Source organism: Mesorhizobium sp. M7A.F.Ca.ET.027.03.2.1 (genome assembly GCF_003999175.1).
Lineage (GTDB): Bacteria > Pseudomonadota > Alphaproteobacteria > Rhizobiales > Rhizobiaceae > Mesorhizobium.
Genome location: NZ_RZOM01001852.1, coordinates 1 through 507, shown reverse-complemented (window position 1 = coordinate 507; position 507 = coordinate 1). Strand labels below are relative to the sequence as shown.

General features: G+C 67.1%; 1 pseudogene. It reads right to left on the bottom strand.

Annotated features, from left to right (window positions below):
- Positions 1-507, bottom strand: a pseudogene (locus EN750_RS38440) (ABC transporter permease); the annotation flags it as partial.

The following is a 507-nucleotide window of genomic DNA, read 5'->3' as shown; positions in this document are numbered from 1 at the left end:
GCGGGTTCCCTTCAGCCAGAACCAGGCGAGCAGGACGACGCCGATCACCACCAGCGGCATCGGCAGCCAGCCGGCGATCGCGTCACCCAAATAGAGGGTCCCGAGATCGGGCGACACGAAGCCGCCGGGCTTGTCCATCACCAGCAGCGTCACGCCTTGCAGGATGAACATGGTCGACAGCGTCACCACGATGGGCTGCATGCGCAGCACGGCGATGAAGAAGCCGTTGAAGGCGCCCACCGCCATGCCGACGCCGATCCCGACGGCGGTCCACAGGATGATGCTGGCGCCCGGCGCCATCGGGTCCATGCTCGATGCCAGCACGGCATTGACCAGCGATATCACCGCGCCGGCGGACAGGTCGAAGCCGCCCGACAGGATGACGATGGTCTGACCGATCGCGGCGAGCGCCGAGGTGGCGCCGCCGCTCGACAGGAACGACACGTCGAAATAGGTCAGCGGCCCGGCGCTGATCCAGTCGACGACGAAGAGCAGGATCGCCAGGAC